Consider the following 21367-nt stretch of genomic DNA (forward strand, 5'->3'; position numbering starts at 1 on the left):
TCAGGTCGTGGAGGCGGTGTCGATGATCCGGCGCACATCGGCGGCGATGGCGTCGGGCGAGTCGTGGTCGGTCGCAAGCAGGCGGGCGCGGCCGCTCGCGTCGAAGATGTAGACGGCCGAGCTGTGCGTGACTTCGTAGCCGCCGTCCGGATCGCGCTTTTCCATCTGGTACGCGACGCGATAGCGCTTCGCGAGCGATTCGATCTGGCGGTCGGTGCCGGTCAGGCCGCGCGCGTGCGCGGGGTCGAATGCGGCGACATACGATTGCATGGCCTGCGGCGTGTCGCGCGCGGGGTCGACCGTGACGAACAGGATGCGCACGTTGTTTGCCTGCGGGCCGAGCTTCGCCAGCACTTCCATCAGCCGCGCCATCGTTTCGGGGCAGACATCGGGGCAGTGCGTGTAGCCGAAGTAGACAAGTGCGACCCGGCCGTGGAACGCATCGGCGTCAATGGGGTGACCGTCGCCGCCCGTCAGCGTGAACGACAGGTCGGGCAGGTGGCCGGTGACGTTGGTCAGGTTCCAGCGCGGCTCGTCGTGCGTGCACGCGGCGAGCGCCACGGCGGCGGCGAGGGCCGCGGCCGTGCGGATGAGGCGGGAGAAGCGCCGGTGCGGCGCAGTGCGGGCAGACGACATCCTGGGGCTCGATCGGACGGAATGGTGGCCGCCGGCGGCGCCATGCGTCGCGCGGCAGGCGGTTGCGACTGTAGCGCAATTCGCGCGCCCGCGTCCTTTCGAAACCCGTACGCGGCGACCGAGCGGGGCAATATGTCGCAGTTGACGCGGGCGGCGGCGCGATGCTCGCGATGTACCGGTTTCGCCCATCTCGATACGCAGGCGCGGTAAGATGCGCACAATTCCATTCGCGCAGCGGCCGCCCGGGGCGTTTGCCGGCCGACCCTCACACTATCGAATCGATGCAATCCGTTCCGGCTTCCCTGTCCCTCACCGATACCGCGTTCTTCTTCGACTTCGACGGCACGCTCGTCGAACTGGCGCCCACGCCCGACAGCATTCATGTTCCGCCGTCGCTGCCGACGCTGCTCGACGAACTGCAGCGCCGCTCGCACGGCGCGGTTGCGATCGTGTCCGGGCGCGGTATCGACAACATCGACACGTTCCTGAAGATGCCCGGCATGCCGATCGCCGGCCTGCACGGCGCGGAGCGCCGCGATGCGAACGGCGACACGCAGCGCATCGGCTTCAACGACGAACGTCTGCTGCGCATCGAGCGCGAGCTGGCGGCCGTCGTCGACCGTCATCCGGGCATGCTGCTCGAAATCAAGGGCGCGGCCGTCGCGCTGCACTACCGCAACGCGCCCGAGCGCGAGGCGGCTGCGCGCGCAGCCACCGAGCGCCTCGTCGCAGACTATGCCGACGCATATGTGCTGCAACCCGGCAAGATGGTGTTCGAGATCAAGCCGAAAGGCGTCGACAAGGGGCGCGCGCTCGCCGCGTTCCTCGACGAGCCGCCGTTTGCCGGCCGCGTGCCGGTGTTCGCGGGCGACGACCTGACCGACGAGAAGGGCTTCGCGGTGGTCAACGCGCGCGGCGGCCTGTCGATCAAGGTCGGTGCGGGTGAGACGTCCGCCCGCATGCGGCTCGATTCGGTCGACGCGCTGCATGACCAGATCGCGCGCTGGCTCGGTGCGGGGCAGCCGGACGCATGAGTCGCCTCATCATTGTTTCAAACCGCGTTGCGCCGATTTCGGAAGGCGAACCGGCGGCGGGCGGTCTCGCGATCGGCGTCTACGATGCGCTGAAGGAGACCGGCGGCATGTGGTTCGGATGGAGCGGCGAGGTCGTCGCGTCCGGCGCGCCGCAGATCCGCGTCGAGGAGCACGGGCCGGTCACGTTCGCGACCATCGGCCTGTCGCGGCGCGACTACGACCAGTATTACCGCGGCTTCTCGAACGCGACGCTGTGGCCCGCGTTTCACTACCGGGCCGACCTGATCCAGTACGACCGTCACGAGTTCGAAGGCTATGGCCGCGTGAACGTGTGGCTTGCCCAGCAGCTCGTGCCGCTGCTCCAGGACGACGATGTGATCTGGGTGCACGACTATCACCTGATCCCGTTCGCGCGCGCCCTGCGCGCGGCCGGCGTGAAGAACCGCATCGGCTTCTTCCTGCACATCCCGTTCCCGGCCGCGCAGGTGCTGGTCAACGTGCCGCCGCATCGCGATCTCGTCGAGTCGCTGTGCGCATTCGACCTGCTCGGTTTCCAGACCGAGCCCGACCTGCGCGCGTTCTGCGACTACGTTGAGTCGGAAGCAGACGGCGTGATCGAGCGCGATGGCCGCCTGGCGACGGTACGCGCATTCGGCAGGACGCTGCGCGCGGCCGCCTATCCGATCGGCGTGCATCCCGACGAGATCGCGTCGCTCGCGCAGGCCGGCGAGCACGGCAAAGCGGTGCGCACGCTCGCGACCTCGCTGCGTGGTCGCAAGCTGATCATGAGCGTCGACCGGCTCGATTACTCGAAAGGGCTCGTCGAGCGCTTCCGCGCGTTCGAGAAGCTGCTCGAACACGAGCCGTCGCATCGCAATCGCGTGTCGTTCCTGCAGATTGCGCCGTCGACCCGCGCGGAGCTGCGCGCGTACCAGGACATCCGCCTGCAGCTTGAGGGGGAGTCGGGGCGCATCAACGGACGCTTCGCCGAGCTCGACTGGGCGCCGATCCTCTATATCCATCGCCAGTACGACCGCCAGCTGCTCGCTGCGCTGTACCGGCTCGCGCGGGTCGGCTATGTGACGCCGCTGCGCGACGGGATGAACCTCGTCGCGAAGGAATACGTGTCCGCGCAGAATCCGGAGGATCCGGGCGTGCTCGTGCTGTCGCGCTTCGCGGGCGCCGCACGCGAGTTGACGGGGGCGCTGATCGTCAATCCGATCGATATCGACGGGATGGCCGATGCGTTGTCGCAGGCGTTGACGATGCCGCTCGCCGAGCGGCGCGCGCGTTATACGGACATGATCGCGCAGCTTCGCGAGAACAACGTGTCGGTGTGGCGCGACAACTTCCTGCGCGATCTGCAGCGCGCGTAACCGGCGATTCGTCGAGCAATGAAAAAGCCGCAGTGCGAGGCGCACTGCGGCTTTTTTGTCGGCTGCGGGCCGGTACGTCAGGCCACGCGTTCGCCGGTCGGCGTGCTGCCGTCGGGAGCCGGGTGATGACGGCCGTGCTGTTTCGCGAGCAGGTCGCGGTACAGGCCCGGGCGGTTGCGCAGCACGTCGGGTGTGCCGTCGTCGATCACCTTGCCGTTGTTCATCACGATGATCCGGTCGAAGTTGCGCAGCGTCGACAGGCGGTGCGCGATCGCGATCACCGTGCGGCCGACCATCAGGCGGTCGAGCGCGCTCTGGATCGCTTCCTCGGATGCGCTGTCGAGCGCGGACGTCGCTTCGTCGAGCAGCAGGATCGGCGCATCTTTCAGGATCGCACGCGCGATCGCGATGCGCTGGCGCTGACCGCCCGACAGCTTGACGCCGCGGTCGCCGACGATCGTGTCATAGCCTTCCGGCATCGCTTCGATGAACTCCGCGCAGCGCGCGTCGCGCGCGGCGGCGAGCACTTCGTCGCGGGTCGCTTCGGGGCGGCCGTACGCGATGTTGTCGTAGATCGTCCGGTGCAGCAGCGAGATGTCCTGCGGCACGAGCGCGATCGCGTGGCGCAGGCTGTCCTGCGTGATCGTCTTCACGTCCTGGCCGTCGACCAGCACGGCGCCGTCCTGCGTGTCGTAGAAGCGCTGCAGCAGCGCGAGCACGGTCGACTTGCCGGCGCCCGACTTGCCGATCAGGCCGACGCGCTGGCCCGGCTCGATATGGAGGTCAAAGTGGTCGAGGATCGCGCGGCGGTGCGGATACGCGAACGTCACGCGCTCGAAGTCGACGCGGCCACCCTTGGCCGACAGCGGCTGCGCGTCGGAGCGGTCCGGCATCCCGTGCGGCTCGAGCAGCGTCTTGACCGCTTCGGACAGGCGCGCGATGTGCTGCGTGACGTCGACGAGTGCGACCGCGAGATCGCGCGTGCCGTGCAGGATCGTGAAGCCGAGCGAGCTGACCAGCACGATGTCGCCCGACGTCGCGCGGCCCTGGTCCCACAGCCACAGCGCCCAGCCGAGCAGGCCGGCGGACAGCATCGCGGTGATCACGGCGTGCAGCAGGCGCAGCTTCTCGAGATAGAGCAGGCTCTGCTGGCGCGCATCCATCTCGGCCTTGACCGTCGCGCCGAAGCGTTTCTGTTCACGCAGCGTCATCCCGAACGCACGCACGAGCCCCATGTTGCCGATCACGTCGACGAGCTCGCCGTCGACCGCCGCCGCCTTCGCCGCGAACGCGTGGTGGCGCGCGGAGCCGCGACCGGCCAGCTTGAACAGCACGACGGAGAGCACCGCGGAGCAGCCGAGCAGGCCGGCCGCCATCATCGGATTGACGACGATGATCATCAGGATCGCGCCCATCACCGCGATGCACGGCGGCAGTACGTTCCACGCCATCGTGTTCTCCGACGTGTAGACGGCGTTCGACGTGGCCGTGATGCGGCTCGCGAGCGTGCCGGGCTGCTTTTCGGCGTAGTAGGTGGGCGAATGGCCGATCAGGTACTGGAACAGGTCGCGCCGCAGGTCGCCGGTGACCGCGACGAACGTGTGCGCGGCGAACCAGCCGCCGACGCGCCACAGCAGGTTGTCGGCGGCGATCAGCCCGACGAGCAGCGCGAAGGCGCTCCACAGCGGGCCGGGGTGATGTCGCCCGGTCGCCAGCACGTCGATCAGGTGCTTGATCGCGTATTGCGAGCCGAGCGCGCAGCCGACGGCGGCCAGCACGCTGCAGAGCACGACCAGGTGGGCGACGGGGTGAAGGCGAATGTAGCGGAACAGGAACGCGATCGGCCGGTGCGCGTAGCTCGACAGCTTCGCGTTGTGGGCGTTGCGCTGGGCAGGGGTGAGAGATTCCAAAATATGCGTGCGGTGATTCGGTGATTGAGCGTGGCGGCTGGATCGCAGGCCGGCGTTCGCCCGGACTGAATAATCCGGCATTGTAAACAAGGCCGCGTGTCGCGCTGCGCGAATCTTGCCTTGGCCGGGGGCTCGCGATCGATTTTGAGATAAAATCCGGCATCCCGTCCTGCCTCATGTGCCGGAATCACGCTGCCGGCAGTCACGGGGGCAAGGAATGCCAAAAGGGCCTTCCACTCTAGAACGGACACCCAAGTCCGCGGGTTGCAAAGTGTTGCACCTTTGTAACAAAGTAAAGTGTTTGAAATGTTGTGCGCCGTATCGGGATTAACCCTAGATAATCGGCTCCGGGTTCGATTCCAGGTTTTTTTACGAACCCCTGTCAACGGGTCTTCGTTTCAAACGTTCTATGCCTGTCGCGTCGCCGACGCTCCTTGAGCAGCGCGGGTTTGACGCCCCCGGCAGGCTGATTCGTCCGATCTTTGGACGACATGCATCCAGCCCGGACCGCCGGCAGGTTGCCGACCCATACCTGGTTTTTAGCCGATTTTTTAGGAGTTACGCATGCGAATCGCCCAAATCGCTCCGTTGCACGAAGCGGTGCCCCCGAAACTGTACGGTGGTACCGAGCGAGTGGTGTCCTACCTCACCGAAGCACTTGTCGAGATGGGGCATGACGTCACGCTCTTCGCGAGCGGCGATTCGCAAACCTCCGCGAAGCTCGAAGCCTGCTGGCCGCAGGCGCTGCGCCTCGACCCGACGATCCGCGACGTGATGGCTCCGCACATGCTGCTCCTCGAGCAGGTGCGCCGCCGCGCGGAAGAGTTCGATGTCCTGCACTGCCACATCGACTACTACCCGTTCTCGCTGTTCTCGCGCCAGCCGGTCCCGCACCTGACGACGATGCACGGCCGTCTCGACCTGCCGGAACTGCAGCCGATCTTCAACGCATTCAGCGACGTGCCGGTCGTGTCGATTTCCGACAACCAGCGCATCCCGCTGCCGCAGGCGAACTGGCTGTCGACCGTCTATCACGGCCTGCCGGAAAACCTGCTGACGCCGATCCCGAACGTGAAGCCGAGCTACCTCGCGTTCCTGGGCCGCATCTCGCCGGAGAAGCGCGTCGACACGGCGATCCGCATCGCCGAGCAGGCCGGCCTGCCGATCAAGATCGCCGCGAAGCTCGACAAGGCTGACCGCGCGTACTACGAAGAGAAGATCAAGCCGCTGTTCGCGCTGCCGCACGTCGAGTACATCGGCGAAATCAGCGAGTCCGAAAAGACTGAATTCCTCGGCAACGCGCACGCGCTGCTGTTCCCGATCGACTGGCCGGAGCCCTTCGGCCTCGTGATGATCGAGGCGATGGCTTGCGGTACGCCGGTGATCGCGTTCAAGCGCGGCTCGGTGCCGGAAGTGATCGACAACGGTGTGTCGGGCTTCGTCGTCGAAGACGAGCTGTCGGCTGTTGCCGCACTCAAGCGCCTCGATGCGCTGCCGCGCGAGCAGGTCCGCGCCGCGTTCGAAGCCCGCTTCTCGTCGAAGGTGATGGCGCAGAACTACGTGAAGGGCTACGAGGAACTGCTGCGCCAGAAGCGTCGCACGGTGCTTCGCGAAGTCAACGCAAGCTGATTGCGGGCTGCCGCCGCGCTGCGGCGCGGCTTGCCTTCGACGCCCCGCCCGGGTTCCCGGCGGGGCGTTGTCACATCCGCGGCGCGGATCTGTTGTATTCTCGCCGCGCCCGACGCCGCGAACGGCCCCCGAAGCGACTCGCCATGGCATCCGGCCGTCTGTCCAGACGGTAATGTCCCTATAATGGCCGTGCCGTGAAATCCGGCCCCGCACGAATATCCAGAGGAGAGCAGTCTTGGCGAGAACGAAATCCACGCGCGCAGCGCCGGCCCCCGGCGCCGGTGTGATCTTCGCGTTGCGTGCGATCGGTCTCGTGCTGCTCGCGCGCTGGCTGTTCTCGATGTCCCAGATGGGTTATCGCTCGTCGCTGTCGGCGATGGTGTCGTCGCCCTGGGCATTCGTCTATCTTCTGCTGATTTTCCTGCTGCTCGCGCTGCCGGGCGCCGTCGCGCGCGCCGAACGGCCGTTTCATCCGCTGCCGCAGTGGCTGCGCCAGGCGCTGCGCGTCTTCGCGCTGATCGGTTTCCTGTTCGCGATCTGGTCGATCGGCATGTTCGTCTGGGTGGACGGCTGGCGCCTCGCGCTGCATGCGGTGACGGCGACCAACGGCTGGCTCGTTGCCGCGCCGGCGCTTTATGCCGCGATCGTCTGGATCTGTCGCCCGCGGCCGCTGTGGCGGACCAACGTGGCCGCCCGCCGCTTCGCGGTCGGTCGTTATGCGATTTCGCTCGACGTGCTGACGCGCACCGCGATCGTGTGGATGGAAAGCCGCAAGGTTGGCCAGTACGATGCGCGCGAACTGTCGGTGCGCTGGCCCGGCCAGGCGGCCCCTGCGGCAGGCGAGGGGGCATCGGACGCGCAGCCGGCAGTCGTGCCGTCGCGCCGCGGCAGCCTCTTCAACCGACCGAAGGTCGAACTGCTGTGGGATTCGCCGGCGGCCGTCGGCCATAACCGGCAGATCGTCATGCGCGCGCCGCTCGCGACCGAAGGCGACCGCGTCGCGGTGCTCGCGCTCGACGCCGCGCTCAAACAGATCGTCTGACAAGTCCCGCGCATCGCATGCGGGCGACAAGGAGGCGCGATGATCGTCCGCTGGTTGCTGGCTGCCATTCACCTGAGCGCGTTCGGCGTCGCGTTTGCCGCGATCGCGGGGCGTAACCGCGCGTTGCGCCGGCTTATTGCATCGGCGCAGGCGGCCGACTTGCCCGGTGTATTCAAGGCCGATGCCGCGTGGGGGCTGTCAGCGCTCGTGCTGATCGTGACGGGCCTGGTGCGCGCGTTCGGCGGTTTCGAGAAAGGCTCCGCGTACTACCTGCACGAACCGTTTTTTCACCTGAAGATGACCGCGCTCGTGCTGATCCTGCTGCTCGAGGTCGTGCCGATGCTCGGGCTGATCCGGTGGCGCGTCGCCGCGCGGCGGCAGCAGATGCCCGATCTCGGCCGTGCGCGCACCTATGTGCGGATCGGCCATTGGCAGGCGGTGCTGGTGATGGTCATCGTGTTCGCCGCGTCGGGGATGTCGCGGGGGATTGGGTTGGCCGGGTAGGTGCGACCCAGGCGAGGCCGGGCAGGCCAGCCATCGCTGCCAGCACCTTCATCCCGATCCCGTTCGACCCACGCAGCGTTTTCCGACCGAGACCCGTCATCGGCCCGGCTTCGGGCCGCATCGCTCGGTTCCGGCTCGCCCGGGCGATCCTGCCGCCCGGTCCGTCCCGTGCTCAGCGCACGAGGCAGGGGCGCTTGTTGTTGAAGGTCCACCCCGGAATCAGGTACTGCATCGCCGCCGCGTCGTCGCGGGCACCGAGCCCGTGCTGCTTGTACAGTTCGTGCGCGACCGCGACGGCATCCATGTCGATATCGATGCCGAGCCCCGGCCGCTTCGGCACCTCGACCAGCCCGTTCTCGATCTTCAGCGGTTCGCGCGTCAGCCGCTCGCCGTCCTGCCAGATCCAGTGCGTGTCGATCGCGGTGACCTGACCCGGCGCGGCGGCCGCGACGTGCGTGAACATCGCGAGCGACACGTCGAAGTGGTTGTTCGAATGCGAGCCCCACGTGAGGCCCCAGTCGCGGCACATCTGCGCGACGCGCACCGAACCCTGCATCGTCCAGAAGTGCGGATCGGCGAGCGGGATGTCGACGGCCTGCAACTGCACCGCGTGACCCATTTGCCGCCAGTCGGTCGCAATCATGTTGGTGGCCGTCGGCAGCCCCGTCGCGCGGCGGAATTCGGCCATCACCTCGCGGCCCGAGTAGCCGTTCTCCGCGCCGCACGGATCTTCCGCGTAGGCGAGCACGTGATGCTGGTCGCGGCACAGCCGCACGGCCTCGTCGAGCGACCACGCGCCGTTCGGGTCGAGCGTCACGCGTGCGTCGGGGAAGCGCTCGGCGAGCGCCGTCACGGCCTCGATCTCGCTCGCGCCTTCGAATACGCCGCCCTTCAGCTTGAAGTCGTTGAAGCCGTAGCGCGCATGCGCGGCCTCGGCGAGCCGCACGACGGCCTCGGGCGTCAGCGCGGCTTCGTCGCGCACACGCGTCCAGTCGTCGGTCGCGCCGCTGCCGTCGCGGTAGGCGAGCGCGGTCTTCGTGCGGTCGCCGACATAGAACAGGTAGCCGAGCATTTCGACACGCTCGCGTTGCTGGCCTTCGCCGAGCAGCGCGGCGACCGGCACGCCGAGATGCTGGCCGAGCAGGTCGAGCAGCGCGGCTTCGAGCGCGGTGACCGCGTGGATCGTCGTGCGCAGGTCGAAGGTCTGCAGCCCGCGGCCGCTCGCATCGCGGTCGGCGAAGGTGCGCCGCACGTCGTTGAGCACGGCGTGGTAATTGCCGACCGGCTGGCCGACGACGAGCGCGCGCGCATCGTCGAGCGTGCGGCGGATGCTTTCGCCGCCCGGTACTTCACCGACGCCGGTCCGGCCCGCGCTGTCCTTCAGGATCACGAGGTTGCGGGTGAAGAACGGGCCGTGTGCGCCGCTCAGGTTGAGCAGCATGCTGTCGTGACCGGCGACCGGAATCGCTTGCAGGTCGACGATGCGCGGCGTGTCGTGGGAGGGCGAGGCAGTGACGGCGTTCATGGGCGGCGATGGCGAAAGGGTGGGCAATGCCGTGCGGCAAAAGCTTTGCCGCGCGCGGCGGGAGGTGCGATCATTCGACAACCGACATGCGCGGCGCGCAAGCCCCGCAGGTCGACGCAACCCGGAACGGGGTAGGAGCGGCAACCGATCCAGCGGAGCGCAGAACGCGAGCGCCGGCTGATCGTAAGGCATGGGACCAGGCGGCGCTGGAATGCACGCTTGAGTCGACAGGAGATCCGTGTTTCGATCATCAGTCGTCGGATGACTTGTGACGAAGTATAATGAATCATCGGCTTTCGCTCAAACCCCGCGTAAACCCTCGGCTCACATCAAGATCATTCAAAAAGGAACCGGCCTCATGTCCGTGCCTACGCTTCCCGCCGCGCCGCGCCGTCGCGCACGCAGCCTCGCACAAGATGTCGTCGACGCGCTGACCGCGCAGATCGAAAACGGCACGCTGCGTCCCGGCGACAAGCTGCCGACCGAAACCGAAGTCATGGCGGCGCAGGGCGTGAGCCGGACGGTCGTGCGCGAGGCGATCTCGCGGATGCAGGCGAGCGGCCTCGTCGAGACGCGCCACGGCATCGGCAGCTTCGTGCTGGAGCCGTCGCGCCGCCAGACGCTCGGCATCGACCCGGCGACGATCACGACGCTGCGCGACGTGCTCGCGGTGCTGGAACTGCGCATCAGCCTCGAGAGCGAATGTGCGAGCCTTGCCGCGCAGCGCGCGAACGATACCGACCTGGCCGCGCTGCGGCGCGCGCTCGACGCGATCGCAACGGGGGCGGGCGGCGGCCGCGACACCGCACAGCTCGACTTTCAGTTCCACCTGCAGATCGCGCAGTCCACCGGCAACCGCTATTTCGTCGACATCATGACGCAGCTCGGCACGTCGATCATCCCGCGCACGCGCGTGAATTCGGCCCGCTTTGCGGGCGACGATCTCGAGCGCTACGTCGGCCGGCTGAACCACGAGCACGAGGACATCTACGAGGCGATCGCGCGCCACGATCCGGAGGCCGCACGCGCCGCGATGCGCACCCACCTCACCAACAGCCGCGAACGGCTGCGCCGCGCGCACGAGGCGGCCGAGGCCGAGCGCGACACGCAGGCCGGCTGACGCGCCGGGCGGCGCGGCCGACGTGGCCGCTTGCCCGCTCGAATCGCCTCAACGTCAGTCGTCATACGAGATTGATGTCCCTTCCTCGATCGCCGGGGCCGGGCGGCGTTTCCGCCACCGGCCGCCGGCACCGCCGATCAGCCTCCCTTCGTCGTGATCGTCTTCCACGCGCCGCTCTTCACCTGGTACAGCGTCGACATCCCGCTCTTCAGCGAGCCGTCGTTCGCGAACGAGATGCGGCCGGTGACGCCTTCGAAGTCGATCTTCTTCAGCGCCGGACGATAGACCTTCGGGTCGGTCGAGCCGGCCGCCTGCATGGCCTTGATCGCTGCCCACGCCGCGTCGTAGCCGAACTGCGCGTATGACAGCACGTCGACGCCGAAGCGCTTCTTGAAGCGTTGTTCGAAATCCTTTCCTTGCGGCAGCTCGTCGAGGGGCCGGCCGTATTCCCACGCCATCGCGCCTTCGGCGGCCGGGCCCGCGATCTTGATGAACTCGTTGTCCTTCACGCCGCCGCCGCCGACGAACTGCGCGTTCAGCCCGAGCTGACGCATCTGCTTGATGAAGTTCGCGGCGAGTGAGTCGAGGCCGCCGAAGAAGATCAGGTCGGGGTTCTTGGCCTTCAGGCTCGTGATCTGCGCGCGGAAGTCGACCGCCTGGTTGCTGGTGAATTCGCGGCCGACGATGTTCCCGCCAGCGGCCTTCACGGCCTTCTCGAACTCGTCGGCCTCGCCCTGGCCGAACGCGGTGCGGTCGTCGATGATCGCGATGCGCTTCGCCTTCGTCACGTCGACCGCGTACTTGCCCGCGTTGCCGGCGTTCTGGCCGTCGGTCGCGATCACCATGAACATGTTCGCGAGCCCGCGCGCGGTGAGCGTCGGGTTGGTGGCGGCCGGATCGATCACCGGGATGCCGGCCTTGTCGTAGACGACCGACGCCGGAATCGTCGTCCCCGAGTTGAAGTGGCCGACCACGACCGACACGTTCTGGTCGACGAGCGCCTGCGCGGCCTGCACGCCGATGCGCGGGTCGGCCTGGTCGTCCTGCACGACGAGGTCGAAGTGTGCGGGCTTGCCGGCGATCTGCACCTTCTGCGCGGCGGCATCGTCGAGCGCAAGCTGCACGCCGTTTTGCAGGTCCTTGCCGTAACCGGCGTTCACGCCCGTGAGCGGCGCGGCGAACCCGACTTTCACGTCGGTCGTATCGGCGGCCTGGGCGGCCTGTTGCGAGAGGAGGGCAAGCGCGGATGCAATCGACACCGACAGCACGGAATGACGGAATTTCATGTTGTTCCTCTTGTTCGACACCTGCGAGTGAGTACCGCATGCGCTCGGGCGGGCCGGACGCGTGCGACGGGCGGGCGGTTCGACCGCTTCTCGGAATCGGGCGGGGAGGTCGGCATCGTGATCCTCGGAAGATTCTCCCGTCAGGCTTTGTGAGGCGCCCCGACTGCCTCGATATATAGGTCGCCGATATGCCCGGGTCTTGGCAATTTGCCGCGCATTCGGTGAGGATTTGCGCATAGCTTCCGCGCGTGCGGCGGCGGCCGGTATCGGGAGTTTCCCGTCGCGAACGGAGTGGGTGGAGAGGGGGGAGGAGCAGGGAGGCGGCGCGGCCCGCCGGGGCCGCGCCGCGCACCGGACGCCGTCAGTCGGACAGGGCGTCCGATGCGGCTTCGGCATCGTCGTGCGATGCGTGCGTGCGGATCAGCGGATCGCTGGTGCTCGGACGGCCCGTCTCGACGTGGCCCGCGAAGCGGCGCAGGAAGCCGAGCAGCCGGCCGTCGCTGACGGTCAGGTCGTACCAGCCGTGGCTGCCGCGCAGATCCCAGTAGTCGTCGATCTGCTGGCCCGGCGCGAGGTCGAACGTGCGCGCGCGGCCGTGGCCGTACGCGTTCGTGACCTTGAGCCGCACGGCCTGGTGGCCGCGGTTCATCAGGCGCAGCGTGATGTTGCCGTTCGCGACGTCGTAGCCGTAGATCACCTCGGGGTTCACGTTCGCGCTGCCGACACCGGTCGCGAACGGGCCGCGGAAATGGCAGTAGAAGCCGTTCGGGCCGTACACGTCGAGGTCGTACAGGCCCAGCGACGCGGCGGCGCTCCACGTGTCGTCGATCCGCTTGCCGGCTTCGACCGTATACGTCCACGGGCCGTCGAGGCGGTTGCGCGACTGCACCTGGAACGCGGCGCCTGCCCGGCCCGTGTTCGCGAAGGTCAGCCGGAACAGGCCGTTCACCGATTCGACGCGGCCGTGCGCGAACAACTCGTACGGCAGCGCGCGCGCCGGACGCAGCCCGGCCTCCTGTTTCGGCAGCTTCTGCAGCACCGGCGGCACCGGGATGTAGTCGGGGTGGCGCAGGCGGTCGGGCGGCGCGTAGCCGCTCGTGTCCGGCAGCGTCGGCCAGCCGGCGTCGGCGGTCGCGAAATCGAACGCGGCGGTCAGGTCGCCGCACACCGCGCGACGCCACGGCGAGATGTTGCCGGCCTTGACCGGATACTGCGCACCGAAGCGCGCTTCGATGAATTGCAGCAGCGACGTGTGATCGAAGGTCTGCGAGCAGACCCAGCCGCCCTTCGTCCATGGCGACACGACGAGCATCGGCACGCGTGGCCCGAGCCCGTACGGGCCGGCCATGTGCGATGCATCGCCGGGGAATACCTCGTTGGTCGTCGCGACCGTCGACAGTCCGTTGTCGCGCGACTGCGGCGCGAACGGCGGCTGCACGTGGTCGAAGAAGCCGTCGTTTTCGTCGTACGTGATGAAGAGCGCGGTCTTGCTCCATACCTCCGGATTCGACACGAGCGCCTTCAGCACCTGCTCGATGTACCACGCGCCGTAGTTCGCCGGCCAGTTCGGATGCTCGGAATATGCTTCCGGCGCGCAGATCCACGACACCTGCGGCAGCGTGCCGTTCTTCACGTCCTGCTGCAGCACGTCGAACAGCGTGCCGCCCGCACTGATGTTGGTGCCGGTGCGCGCCTTGTCGTACAGCGGCGTGCCGGGCAGCACGTTGCGATACTGGTTGAAGTAGAGCAGCGAGTTGTCGCCGTAGTTGCCGATGTACGGGTTCTGCGTCCAGCCCCACGACCCGGCGGCGTTCAGGCCGGTGCCGATGTCCTGGTAGATCTTCCACGAGACGCCGGCGTTCTCCAGCACTTCCGGATAGGTCGTCCAGCCGTAGCCCGCTTCCTCGTTGCCGAGCACCGGGCCGCCGCCCGTGCCGTCGTTGCCGACGTAGCCCGTCCACATGTAGTAGCGGTTCGGATCGGTCGAGCTCGGGATCGCGCAGTGGTACGCGTCGCAGATCGTGAACGCGTCGGCAAGCTGGTAGTGGAACGGGATGTCGTCGCGCTTCAGGTACGCCATCGTCGTGGTGCCCTTGTTCGGCACCCACTGGTCGTAGCGGCCCTTGTTCCAGGCGGCGTGCATGTCCTGCCAGCCGTGCGGCAGGTCCTGCAGGAACTGCAGGCCGAGCTTGTCCGCGCCCGGATGGAACGGCAGCAGCTCGGCCGGGCCGACCGGCTGGTGGAACACCGACTTGCCGTTCGCGAGGCGCAGCGGGCGCGGGTCACCAAAGCCGCGGACACCGCGCATCGTGCCGAAGTAGTGGTCGAACGAGCGGTTCTCCTGCATCAGGATCACGATGTGTTCGATATCGCGGATGGTGCCCGTGCGGCGGTTCGCGGGAATCGCAAGCGCATCGCGAATCACGGGCGGAAACAGGTTCAGCGCGGCGGCGCCGGCGGTGCCGGCAGCGACGCGCAGGAAGTCACGACGGTTCGATCGGGTCATGGTCGTTATCGTGCGTTAAAGGGGGAGCCGATTGGCGGGACCAGCTGGAAGGGCGCGCCTGGGTCGCAGGATGCGGCTGCGTCGGGTCGTGCCGCCGCGAGCATAGCGAGGAATCGGTGTCATTCATGTGAAGTCCGGAAACGTTTGCATCCGCATCGAAGCGATCTCGAGGCAGCGTCGGGACACCTGTCGCCGGCGGTCGTGGTGCGGCGGGGGACGCTGGAAAGCGGCGCGGGATGTGCGCCGATGAAGCGGAGGGCGACGCCCGCGTGTCAGGCGTCCGTGACCCACGCCCCGAACCATTCGCTCGGGCGCGCGATTTCGTCCTGCGCGGCGACCAGTTCGAGCTCGTAGCGGCGCGCATCGTAGGTGGCCTTCACGACCGCATGCACGGCCGCGAGCGTATGCTCGAACGCGGCGCGCACGGAGTCGCCGCGCAGCCGGCATGCGACGAAGATCGCGCTGGTCAGGTCGCCGACGCCGACCGGGTGGCGTGGAAACGCGTACAGCGGGCGCTGGCCGATCCATGCTTCCGTTTCGGTGACGGCGAGCATGTTGAAACGATCGGCCGGGCTGTTGCGGTCGTGCAGGTGCTTGACGAGGATGATCTGCGGGCCGCGGCGGATCAGCGCGCGGCAGGCGTCGACGGCTTCGGCGACGGTTTCGATGCGCCGCCCGGCGAGCTTCTGCAGTTCGCTGTGGTTCGGCGACATGCCGTCCGCGAGCGCCGGCATCTCCTGGACGATGAATTCCTCGACGCCGGGCTCGGGCCGGATGCCGCCCGTCTGGCCCATCGCCGGATCGCAGAAGTACCACGCGCTCGGGTTCATCGCCTTCACCGTGCGGACGATCTCGACGGCCGCACGCGCCTGCGGCGGCGAGCCGAGGAAGCCGGACAGCACGGCGTCGCAGCGCTTGAGTGCGCCAATGGCGGCGATGCCGTCGACGAGCTGCTCCATCTTCGCGGCATCGATCGCACTGCCGGCCCAGTGACCGTACTGCATGTGATTCGACAACTGGACGGTATTGAGCGGCCAGACGTTGACGCCGAGGCGCTGCATCGGGAACACGGCCGCACTGTTGCCGGCATGGCCGTAGATGACGTGCGACTGAATGCTGAGGACGTTTTTCATGGGAATCGCCTGCACGCGTTTCAGGGTCACGTCACACGATACCCGAGTTCGTCGCGCGCGCGGAAGTCGCGCGGCCCCGGAGTGTTGCGCGCCGTCGTCAGCGTGACCGCGTAGAATCGCTGGGCGCGAGGCGGCCTGGCTGCCCGCGAGCGTCTCCAATCACCGTGATCGCCATGCTTTCGATTCGCAAGATGTTGTTTGCCGCGCGCGCCGCCGTGCTCGGCATGGGTGTCGCCGCCGCGTGCGCCATGCCTGCCATGGCGGCCGCCGCATCGCCCGCCGGCAACGACGGGCCCGTGTATGGACCGCGCCTGGAAGGGTTCACCTATCCGGCGCCCGTGCATCTGTACACGTTCGTATCGCAGCGCGAAACCCTCGAGATGGCCTATCTCGACGTGCAGCCGGCACACCCGAACGGCCGCACCGTCGTGCTGCTGCACGGGAAGAACTTCTGCGCGGCGACCTGGGAGGACACGATCGGCGTGCTGAGCCGTGCCGGCTATCGCGTGATCGCGCCGGACCAGATCGGCTTCTGCAAGTCGTCGAAGCCCGATCGCTACCAGTACAGCTTCCAGCAACTGGCGCGCAACACGCACGCGCTGCTCGAATCGGTGGGGGTGAAGTCGGCGACGATCGTCGGCCACTCGACGGGCGGGATGCTCGCGATGCGCTACGCGCTGATGTATCCGAAGGCGACCGACCAGCTCGTGCTCGTGAACCCGATCGGCCTAGAGGACTGGAAGGCGCTCGGCGTGCCGCCGCTGCCGGTCGACTACTGGTATGCGCGCGAACTGAAGACCACGGCCGACGGCATCCGCCGCTACGAGCAGGGCACGTACTACGCGGGCAAGTGGTCGCCGTCGTACGAGCGCTGGGTGCAGATGCTGGCCGGGATGTACCGTGGCGCGGGTCGCGACGCGGTCGCGTGGAACTCCGCGCTGATCTACGACATGATCCTCACGCAGCCGGTGGTCTATGAGCTTGGCGCGATCCGCGTGCCGACGCTGCTGATGATCGGCGACAAGGACACGACCGCGATTGGCAAGGACGTCTCGCCGCCTGACGTGCATGCGAAGCTTGGCCACTACCCGGAACTGGCGAAGCGCACGCAGGCCGCGATCCCCGGCGCGCAGCTCGTCGAGTTTCCGGCGCTCGGGCACGCGCCGCAGATCCAGGACCCGGACGCGTTCCACAAGGCGCTGCTCGACGGGCTCGAGGCCGTGCACCCGCAGTGATGCGGGGCCGGCCGCAGGCGGCCCGGGCGCGCACCGTCAGCGCGTTTCGCTCGCGAGTTCGTCGCGGATCTGCGCGGTCAATTCGAACGAGCGCAGCCGCGCCGCGTGATCGTAGATCTGTGCGGTGACGATCAGTTCGTCGGCCCCCGTCTGCGCGATGCGGTCGCGCAGCTTGTCGCGCACCGTGTCGCGCGAGCCGACCGCCGCGAACGACAGCGAATGCGCGACGGTCGCGAGTTCCAGCTCGTTGGCCTCGAGCACGTCGACCGGCGGCGGCAGCTTGCCCGGTGTGCCGCGCCGCAGATTGATGAACTGCTGCTGCAGCGACGTGAACAGGCGCCGCGCCTCGTCGTCGGTATCGGCGACGAACACGTTGACGCCGACCATCGCATGCGGCTTCGGCCATGCGGCCGACGGCCGGTACTGCGCACGATAGATCTCGAGCGCGCGCATCAGGTAATCCGGCGCGAAGTGCGACGCGAACGCGAACGGCAGCCCGAGCATCGCGGCGAGCTGGGCGCTGAACAGGCTCGAGCCGAGCAGCCACACGGGCACGTCGAGCCCTGCGCCGGGCACTGCGCGCACGCGCTGGCCGGGCACGGGCTCCGCGAAGTAGCGCTGCAGCTCGGCGACATCATCCGGAAACGAGTCGGCGCTGCCGATCAGGTCGCGGCGCAGCGCGCGCGACGTGGTCTGGTCGGTGCCGGGCGCGCGGCCGAGGCCGAGATCGATGCGCCCCGGATACAGCGACGCGAGCGTGCCGAACTGCTCGGCAATCACGAGCGGCGCGTGATTCGGCAGCATGATGCCACCCGACCCGACCCGGATCGTCTGCGTGGCGCCCGCGACGTGGCCGATCACGACGGCCGTTGCCGCGCTCGCGATGCCGGGCATGTTGTGATGCTCGGCGAGCCAGTAGCGCCGGTAACCCCAACGTTCCGCATGCTGCGCGAGATCGACGGTGTTGCGGAATGCTTGGGAGGCGTCGGCGCCGGCCGGAATGGGGGCGAGGTCGAGTACGGAAAACGGAGTCATCGGTTGGCCTTCGGACGGAGGGAGCGGGGTGATGCACTTACGCAACAAATGCCGAGGATTTTGCCAAAGGGCACCGGAACGTGCTGGGGGCGGCCCGATACCCATGCGCCTTTCAGGGATGCAGGGTTGAATTCGGCGATCGTTGCAAAAATCAATCTAATTGCCGATTAATTACCATTCTTTACGGCGATTGGATGTGAATCCGCATCGACATACAAATTTGCACGAAACGTTTGATTTTCAAGACTGCAATACGCCTGCAAACCGCTTACGCTAACGTGAACGCGGGAGTGCCCAAATGGTTCGCCGACTGCGCAGCTTTGCCGGAATTGCACCAGTCCGTTGCTCGTAGTGCCGAGCGCGGGGTGCCGCAGGCTGCTAAAATCCGGCGCCTACCCATGTTGTGCCGAAGGTAGCCATACGAGTCTTCCCGTATCCCGTCCGGGTGTCGCGCGGAGATGCCCCACGCGAAGCCGGGCATGGCCACACCCGAACGATGGGTCGAGCCTCCCTCATACACAGACGCTGCTGGAACAAGGAGTCGGGTCGTGCCCGCGTTCGTCGTTGTCGGAATACCGAATCACGCTCAATCATGCTCAGGCGTGCTCCATGGCGTTCAGATCGCCGGGAGGCGTCGCGCATGACGGCAACCGCGACGATGCTCGACTGGCTCCTGATCGTCTTCACGCTGGCCGCGGCCGGCTATGCGCTCGTCGCGGCGTTCGCGCCGCGGCCGCGTACGCCGCGCACGGCCGTGCGCGACGGTTTCGAGCCGGTCAGCGTGCTCAAGCCGCTGTGCGGCGCGGAGCCGCACCTGTACGAAAACCTCGCGACGTTCTGCGAGCAGCGCCATCCGCGTTATGAAGTGCTGTTCGGCGTCGCGTCGGCGGCCGATCCGGCCATTGCCGTGGTCGAACGGCTGCGCGCCGATTATCCCGAGTGCGACATCACGCTCGTGGTCGACGCGCGCGTGCACGGCAAGAACCTGAAGGTCGCCAACCTGATCAACCTCGCCGAGCGCGCGAAGTACGGCCGCATCGTGATCGCGGACAGCGACATCGCGGTGAGGCCCGACTATCTCGAGCGCGTGACGGCGCCGCTCGCCGACGTGTCGGTGGGGGTCGTCACGTGCCTGTACCATGCGCGCAGCGTCGGCGGGTTCTGGACGCGGATCGGCGCGCAGTTCGTCGACGCCTGGTTCGCGCCGTCGGTCCGGATCACGCACCTCGGCCGCTCGAGCCGCTTCGGCTTCGGCGCGACGCTCGCGCTGACGCGCGACACGCTCGACCGGATCGGCGGCTTTCCCGTGCTGAAGGACGAACTGGCCGACGATTTTTGGCTGGCCGAGCTGCCGCGCCGCCTCGGGCGACGCACCGTGCTGTCGGAGGTCGAGGTCGCGACCGACGTGATCGAACCGTCGTTCGGGCCGCTGTGGCACCGCGAAACGCGCTGGCTGCGCACGATCCGTTCGCTGAACCCGGCCGGCTTCACGTTCCTGTTCATTACGTTTACCGTGCCGTGGCTCGCGATCGGCGCGGCGCTCGCGCTGCGCCTCGACGGAACCTTCGCCGGCTCGCTGGCGGGCTGGGCGGCCGTGGTGGGCGCGTTCGGGCGGCTCGTGCTGCACGCGCGCGGCGAGGACGGCTGGCTCGCGTTCTGGCGCGACCTGCCGCTCGTCGCGGTGCGCGACACGCTGCTCGCGCTCGAATGGCTCGCGGCCGCGTTCGGCACGCACGTGGTGTGGCGCGGCGCGCGGATGACGGTCGTCGGCGGCGAACGCGCGACGGCGGCAGTGGAAGCAGTGGACGGCCGCTAGGGCCGCTCCAACCGAACCCGGCCCGAGGGCCGAGACGCGCTGCGCGGCGAGGCCGCGCGGCGCGACATGACAGAGAGGCGGGCGCCGGTACGGCGGCCCGCGGTTTTTTGACTGAATCGTTGTGACGAATCGAACTATGCAGGCTACCGGAGCATTCATGAAAACGCTGTTCTTGCAGGCCCCTTCGTATGACGGCTTCGACGGCGGAGCCGGCTCGCGCTATCAGGCGAAGCGCGAAATCCGTTCCTTCTGGTACCCGACGTGGCTTGCCCAGCCGGCCGCGCTCGTGCCGGGCAGCCGCGTCGTCGACGCACCGGCCGACGGCCTGTCGGTCGAGGAAACGCTGAAGATCGCGAACGACTACGACCTCGTGATCATCCACACGAGCACGCCGTCGTTCCCGACCGACGCGATGTTCGCGCAGGATCTCAAGAAGATGAAGCCGTCGATGCTGGTCGGCATGGTGGGCGCGAAGGTGATGGTCGATCCGCACAACTCGCTCACGGCGAGCGAGGCAATCGACTTCGTGTGCCGCGAGGAATTCGACTACACCTGCAAGGAAATCGCCGAAGGCAAGCCGTTCCCCGAGATCAAGGGCTTGAGCTGGCGCGCGAAGGACGGCTCGATCGAGCACAACGAAGCGCGTCCGATCCTCGAGAACATGGACGAACTGCCGTTCGTCGCGCCCGTCTACAAGCGCGACCTGAAGATCGACAACTACTTCATCGGCTACCTCAACTATCCGTACGTATCGATCTACACGGGCCGCGGCTGCAAGTCGCGCTGCACGTTCTGCCTGTGGCCGCAGACGGTCAGCGGCCATCGCTATCGCACGCGTTCGGTCGAGAACGTGCTCGCGGAAGCGAAGTGGATCCGCGACAACATGCCGGAAGTGAAGGAACTGATGTTCGACGACGACACCTTCACCGACGACCTGCCGCGCGCTGAGGCCATCGCCATCGGCCTGGGCAAGCTCGGCATGACGTGGTCGTGCAACGCGAAGGCGAACGTGCCGTACAAGACGCTCAAGGTCATGAAGGAAAACGGCCTGCGCCTGCTGCTGGTCGGCTTCGAATCCGGCGACGACCAGATCCTCGTGAACATCAAGAAGGGCGTGCGCACCGATTTCGCGCGCCGCTTCAGCGCGGACTGCAAGAAGCTCGGCATCAAGATCCACGGCACCTTCATCCTCGGCCTGCCGGGCGAGACGCAGGAGACCATCAAGAAGACGATCGAGTACGCGAAGGAAATCAATCCGCACACGATCCAGGTGTCGCTCGCCGCGCCGTATCCGGGCACGACGCTCTACAAGCAGGCCGTGGAAAACGGCTGGATGGAAGAGAACAAGACCATCAATCTGGTGAGCAAGGAAGGCGTGCAGCTCGCGGCGATCGGCTATGCGCACCTGTCGCGCGACGAGATCTATCACCATCTCGAGCAGTTCTATCGCCAGTTCTACTTCCGTCCGTCGAAGATCTGGGAGATCGTCCGCGAGATGCTGACGAGCTGGGACATGATGAAGCGCCGCCTGCGCGAAGGCGTCGAGTTCTTCCGCTTCCTGCGCGCACACGAGGCCTGAT

16 protein-coding genes are annotated in these 21367 nt (G+C 67.4%); 9 read left to right on the forward strand and 7 right to left on the reverse strand.

Going from position 1 to position 21367, the window contains the following annotated elements:
- Complete coding sequence (locus LGN17_RS07375) at positions 1-636, reverse strand: SCO family protein (RefSeq protein WP_226195702.1); 636 nt, start codon at positions 634-636, stop codon at positions 1-3.
- 281 nt (positions 637-917) lie between these two features.
- On the opposite strand from LGN17_RS07375, the gene otsB reads away from it, so the two are divergent.
- Both otsB and otsA read left to right on the forward strand, forming a co-directional pair.
- Positions 918-1670 (forward strand): trehalose-phosphatase, encoded by a 753-nt coding sequence (otsB, locus tag LGN17_RS07380; protein WP_226195703.1) that lies wholly within the window; start codon positions 918-920, stop codon positions 1668-1670.
- Complete coding sequence (gene otsA, locus LGN17_RS07385) at positions 1667-3046, forward strand: alpha,alpha-trehalose-phosphate synthase (UDP-forming) (RefSeq protein ID WP_226195704.1); 1380 nt, start codon at positions 1667-1669, stop codon at positions 3044-3046. Before otsB ends, otsA begins: the two co-directional genes overlap by 4 nt.
- Positions 3047-3123: 77 nt before the next feature.
- Here otsA and LGN17_RS07390 read toward each other — a convergent pair whose 3' ends face one another.
- Complete coding sequence (locus tag LGN17_RS07390) at positions 3124-4956, reverse strand: ABC transporter ATP-binding protein (protein WP_226195705.1); 1833 nt, start codon at positions 4954-4956, stop codon at positions 3124-3126.
- 564 nt (positions 4957-5520) lie between these two features.
- Here LGN17_RS07390 and LGN17_RS07395 point away from each other — a divergent pair.
- From LGN17_RS07395 to LGN17_RS07405, 3 genes are all read left to right on the forward strand, one after another.
- Positions 5521-6585 (forward strand): glycosyltransferase family 4 protein, encoded by a 1065-nt coding sequence (locus LGN17_RS07395; protein ID WP_175951753.1) that lies wholly within the window; start codon positions 5521-5523, stop codon positions 6583-6585.
- 235 nt (positions 6586-6820) lie between these two features.
- Entirely contained in the window at positions 6821-7627 is an 807-nt protein-coding gene (locus tag LGN17_RS07400; protein WP_226195706.1) for a hypothetical protein, read from the forward strand.
- 39 nt (positions 7628-7666) lie between these two features.
- Positions 7667-8131 (forward strand): DUF2214 family protein, encoded by a 465-nt coding sequence (locus LGN17_RS07405; protein ID WP_226195707.1) that lies wholly within the window; start codon positions 7667-7669, stop codon positions 8129-8131.
- A gap of 172 nt (positions 8132-8303) precedes the next feature.
- Here LGN17_RS07405 and gudD read toward each other — a convergent pair whose 3' ends face one another.
- Positions 8304-9656: a glucarate dehydratase gene (gudD, locus tag LGN17_RS07410; RefSeq protein WP_174989081.1), complete on the reverse strand. Its 1353-nt coding sequence runs from the start codon at positions 9654-9656 to the stop codon at positions 8304-8306.
- 358 nt (positions 9657-10014) lie between these two features.
- Between gudD and LGN17_RS07415 the strand changes: the two genes are divergently transcribed.
- Positions 10015-10776 (forward strand): FadR/GntR family transcriptional regulator, encoded by a 762-nt coding sequence (locus LGN17_RS07415; RefSeq protein ID WP_031400057.1) that lies wholly within the window; start codon positions 10015-10017, stop codon positions 10774-10776.
- Positions 10777-10913: 137 nt separating this feature from the next.
- Here LGN17_RS07415 and LGN17_RS07420 read toward each other — a convergent pair whose 3' ends face one another.
- The 3 genes from LGN17_RS07420 to pdxY form a co-directional block, all read right to left on the reverse strand.
- Entirely contained in the window at positions 10914-12062 is a 1149-nt protein-coding gene (locus LGN17_RS07420; RefSeq protein WP_226195708.1) for a branched-chain amino acid ABC transporter substrate-binding protein, read from the reverse strand.
- A 361-nt stretch (positions 12063-12423) separates the two neighbouring features.
- On the reverse strand, positions 12424-14568 hold the full coding sequence (locus tag LGN17_RS07425; RefSeq protein WP_226195709.1) for a phosphocholine-specific phospholipase C: 2145 nt from the start codon (positions 14566-14568) through the stop codon (positions 12424-12426).
- A gap of 272 nt (positions 14569-14840) precedes the next feature.
- Entirely contained in the window at positions 14841-15701 is an 861-nt protein-coding gene (gene pdxY / locus LGN17_RS07430) for a pyridoxal kinase PdxY (RefSeq protein ID WP_226195710.1), read from the reverse strand.
- A 173-nt stretch (positions 15702-15874) separates the two neighbouring features.
- Between pdxY and LGN17_RS07435 the strand changes: the two genes are divergently transcribed.
- Entirely contained in the window at positions 15875-16936 is a 1062-nt protein-coding gene (locus LGN17_RS07435; protein WP_226195711.1) for an alpha/beta fold hydrolase, read from the forward strand.
- A gap of 36 nt (positions 16937-16972) precedes the next feature.
- On the opposite strand, the gene LGN17_RS07440 is transcribed toward LGN17_RS07435, so the two are convergent.
- Positions 16973-17971, reverse strand: a complete 999-nt coding sequence (locus LGN17_RS07440; RefSeq protein WP_069249246.1) for an LLM class flavin-dependent oxidoreductase — start codon at positions 17969-17971, stop codon at positions 16973-16975.
- Between the two features lie 640 nt (positions 17972-18611).
- Between LGN17_RS07440 and hpnI the strand changes: the two genes are divergently transcribed.
- On the forward strand, positions 18612-19787 hold the full coding sequence (gene hpnI, locus LGN17_RS07445; protein WP_226195712.1) for a bacteriohopanetetrol glucosamine biosynthesis glycosyltransferase HpnI: 1176 nt from the start codon (positions 18612-18614) through the stop codon (positions 19785-19787).
- 136 nt (positions 19788-19923) lie between these two features.
- Positions 19924-21366, forward strand: a complete 1443-nt coding sequence (hpnJ, locus tag LGN17_RS07450) for a hopanoid biosynthesis associated radical SAM protein HpnJ (protein WP_306426965.1) — start codon at positions 19924-19926, stop codon at positions 21364-21366.
- The last annotated feature ends 1 nt before the right edge of the window (position 21367 follow it).

The organism is Burkholderia sp. AU30280 (assembly GCF_020420125.1).
Lineage (GTDB): Bacteria > Pseudomonadota > Gammaproteobacteria > Burkholderiales > Burkholderiaceae > Burkholderia.